Here is a 3,863-nt window from a genome sequence, read left to right as displayed (position 1 = left end):
GGGTAAAATCGGTCGGCTTGAACGGCATCCGGATATTGAATTCCGGCAGCGTATAGGCCAGTTCGCGGTCAAGCGGGTAGAACGGCACCACCGTGTCCGGCCCCTTGGGCTGCAGCCAGAACTGCACGCCGTGCCGGTCCGCGAAGCCGCGCAGCAACACCTCGTCAGCCTCGGTAAGCGGCTCCAGGATACGCAGCACCAGCACGGTCACGTCCTGGCCCACAGCCAGTTCGACCTGCGGCATGCGGTCACGGATCGACAGCCCCGTGATCAGTTCACGCAGGGGCACCAGCAGGGCCGAAACGTGCGGCGGCAGCACTTCGCAGCGCGTCATGTCTGCCACATAGCTGCTCTTCCTTTCATGGAAGCCGACCAGTGCCGTGCCTTTTTTGGCCACATACCGCACGGTCAGGCGGGCCCGGTAGCGGTAGCCCCAGTCGGGCCCCGCGATCGGGCGGAACACCACGTCCGGGCGCAGTTTCGACAGATGCCAGAGATCATCCTCCAGGACGCGTTGCTTGATGGCCACCTGCGCGCGTGCATCCAGGTGCTGCATTGAACAACCACCACAGATACCAAAGTACTGGCAGCCCGGATTCACGCGCATCGACGAAGACTTCTTGATCTCGACCAGATTCGCCTGTTCGTAACTTGCCTTGCGCTTGAAGCTGCGGTAGCTGACGGTTTCGCCCGGCAGCGCGCCTTCGACGAAAATCACCTTGCCGGGAGTGCCGTCTTCATTGACCAGCCGGCCAACGCCACGCGCCTCCATATCGAGGCTGTGGATCTGTACGACGGGCTGCGCCGCGGGCGCGGGCTGAGCGGAAACGGGAGCCGCCGGGGAGGCGGAAGCGCCACCTTCGGGCGCCGATTGGGCTTGCGGACGAGTCACGGCTTGGGACACCTGGGGGACCTGACGTATTGTTTTGTAAAAGCGCGATTGTAGTCCAGACGCTGCCTCGAGCGGCCGCGCGGCGGCTTCGACGTAACAACAATGGGACAAGCGCGCAAGATAGGCGCAACATGGATGCAGCATGCGCGTGGCACCGCCGGCACCGAACACCGGCACCGCGCGCAACGGAATTCGAGCAGGGAGGCGACATGGAACTGATTTCCTGGAATATCCAGTGGGGTCGTGGCGCCGACGGGCGCGTGGACCTGGGCCGCACGGTCAGGACTCTGCGCGCGATCGCGGATGCCGATGTGCTCTGCCTGCAGGAAGTGACACGGGGCTATGGCGACCTCGGCGGCGGACCTGGCCCAGACCAGGTGGCTGAACTGGCGGCACTGCTCCCCGGCTACCGGATTCTGTACGCGCCGGGGGTGGACCGCTTCTCCGCGGATGGTTCGCCGCGCCAGTTCGGCAACCTCATCGCCACCCGCCTGCCCCTGTGCGAAGTGTTCCACCACGCCCTGCCCTGGCCTGCCGATCCAACCGTGCCCTCGATGCCACGCGTCGCGCTGGAAGCTAYGGTGCTGGCGGGTGATCGACGCTTGCGCGTGATCTGCACCCATCTCGAGTACTACTCGACGCACCAGCGCGCTGCCCAGACCGACGCGCTGCGCGCATGGCACCGCGAAGCGTGCGAGCACGCCAGCCAGCCCGGCCTGGCGGAAACCGGCCCCGGCCCGTTCACACCCGAGCCGCGCCCCGCCTCCGCCGTATTGTGCGGCGACTTCAACAGCGTCCCGGACGACATTGCCTATCTGCGCATGCTGGCACCGTACGATGGCTCTCACGAGACCGGCATCATCGGTTGGCATGACGCCTGGATGCACGCCAATCCAGGCAAGCCCCACGCGCCCACCTGCGCGTTGCACGACAAGGATCAGTGGCCGGAAGCACCATTTGCGTGCGACTTCGTCTTCCTCACGGAAGACCTGCTGTCGCGCGTGCTGTGCTGCGAGGTGGACAGCGAAACGCAGGCCTCGGACCACCAGCCGATCTATCTGTCCCTGGCGGACGAATAAAAGGGAGGCGGGGCGCTGTCAGATCTCCGGTTCTTCGTCGTCATCGCCGCCAGCGTGCACCGGCTTGACGCGGAAGGACTGGAGGTATTCGATCCACTGCGAACCGGGCAACTCGGCAAGCGATTCCTGCACGAATTCGATCTCGGTATCGAACTGCCGGGGCGTCAGGCCGCCGCGCATCAACTGGAAGCGGCAGTACATCAGATAGGTATTGACGACATCAGTCTCGCAGTAGTCGCGGATCGCGCCCAACTGGCCATCCTGATAGGCCTGCCAGACCTTGCTGCCATCCATGCCCATCTTTCCGGGAAAGCCGCACAACTTGGCCAGGTCGTCCAGCGGTGCGCTGGCGCGCGGCTGGTACATCGCCAGCAGATCCATCAGGTCGAGGTGCCGCATGTGGTAGCGGCTGATGTAGTTATTCCACTTGAAATCGCGGCTGTCAGACTCGCTGCCCTCGCCCATTTCCCAGTAGCGCGGCGCCACGATGCCGTGGACCAGCCCGCGGTAGTGGAGCACGGGCAGGTCGAAGCCGCCGCCGTTCCACGACACGATCTGTGGCGAATAGCGCGCCACCAGGTCATAGAACTTCTGGATCAGCACCGCCTCGCCGTCGTCCATCGTGCCCAGCGAGCCCACATGGAAGACCGGGCTGCCGTCCCGCTGGTTCCGGCGCAACACGCAGGAAATGGCAGCGATGCGCTGCAGGTAGTGCGGCAGGAAATCGCTGCCGTTTTTCTCGCGGCGGGCCGCGAAGGCATGTTCGGCGACTTCGGCGTCGCTCATGGAATCGGGATGGTCGTGCAGACGACGCAATCCATCGACATCGGGAATCGTCTCGATGTCGAAAACCAGCACAGATGTCATAGAACAGCGTCCTTGCGCACGCCTTGCGATGCAAAATGGCGTTTGAGCTTGACCAGCGCCTCTTGCTGGATCTGGCGCACGCGCTCGCGTGTCAGTCCCATTTCCTCGGCAAGTTCTTCCAGCGTGGCCGGCTCGATATGATTAAGGCCGAAGCGGCGCTCCACCACGTAGCGGTGTTTTTCCGACAAGCGCGCCAGCCACTGTTTCATCAGGTTTTCCAGTTCCCGGTGCGCGACCTCCTGGTCGGGCGCGGCGTTGTGCTCGTCCGAGAGGAAATCGAGCAAGCTGGAGCCCGGATCGAGATCGAAAGGCGTGTCGAGCGAGGTGGTGTGCTCGTTGAGCGCGAGCACGTCCTGCACTTCGTCGGGCGTCTTGCCAAGCAGATGGGCGATATCTTCCAGGCTGGCGTCGCGGCCGTCGGTGCCGCCTTTTTCCAGATGACGCTTGGCACGCAGCACCTGGTTGAGCTCGCGGATGACATGGACCGGCAGGCGTACGGTACGCGCCTGGTTCATGATGGCGCGCTCGATGCTCTGGCGGATCCACCAGGTGGCGTAGGTCGAAAAACGGAATCCACGCGAGGGATCGAATTTCTCGATCGCGTGCATCAGGCCGAGATTGCCTTCCTCGATCAGGTCCAGCAGCGGCACGCCGCGATTGAGATAGCCCTTGGCAATGCTGACCACCAGCCGCAGGTTGCGCTCGATCATGACCTGGCGAGCCGAAAAGTCGCCACCCTTGGCCAGCGTGGAAAAATGCAGTTCCTCGGGGGCCGACAGCAGCGGCTTGATGCTGATACGGTTCAGGTAATGCTGGACGGTATCGGCTGCCAGTTCGGTATGCAGCACGGTTCGGAAATCATCATGGTCGGGCGCGGCGGCCTCTGTACCATTCTCGGTTTCCTCTTCGTCCTCGGACTCTTCCTCGTCCTCGTCGCGGGCCTGCCGTTCGACTTCCTCGACCATCAGGTCGGCCTCGCGCAATCCTACCGCCGTACCCGTGGTGATGGGCTCATCGGTCAGTGG

At 63.8% G+C, this 3,863-nt stretch carries 4 protein-coding genes; 1 reads left to right on the top strand and 3 read right to left on the bottom strand.

Translation table 11 applies throughout. The annotated features are described in order from the left end of the window. Positions 1-772, bottom strand: a 772-nt coding sequence (locus tag AC1DN0_RS40545; RefSeq protein ID WP_477146576.1) for a class I SAM-dependent RNA methyltransferase family protein, incomplete at its 3' end; no start/stop codon positions are given. A gap of 329 nt (positions 773-1,101) precedes the next feature. On the opposite strand from AC1DN0_RS40545, the gene AC1DN0_RS40540 reads away from it, so the two are divergent. Beyond that, positions 1,102-1,971 (top strand): endonuclease/exonuclease/phosphatase family protein, encoded by an 870-nt coding sequence (locus AC1DN0_RS40540; RefSeq protein WP_477146575.1) that lies wholly within the window; start codon positions 1,102-1,104, stop codon positions 1,969-1,971. Between the two features lie 18 nt (positions 1,972-1,989). Here AC1DN0_RS40540 and AC1DN0_RS40535 read toward each other — a convergent pair whose 3' ends face one another. Both AC1DN0_RS40535 and rpoS read right to left on the bottom strand, forming a co-directional pair. After that, positions 1,990-2,838: a 3'-5' exonuclease gene (locus tag AC1DN0_RS40535; protein WP_441632032.1), complete on the bottom strand. Its 849-nt coding sequence runs from the start codon at positions 2,836-2,838 to the stop codon at positions 1,990-1,992. Then, positions 2,835-3,863 (bottom strand): RNA polymerase sigma factor RpoS (rpoS, locus tag AC1DN0_RS40530; RefSeq protein WP_477146574.1); only part of this gene is annotated, 1,029 nt, incomplete at its 5' end. The genes rpoS and AC1DN0_RS40535, both read right to left, overlap by 4 nt.

The sequence above is a fragment of the Cupriavidus sp. 05N39 genome (genome assembly GCF_056397325.1).
Note: the sequence above shows the minus strand (reverse complement) of the source record. Positions and strands in the feature narration are given on the sequence as shown.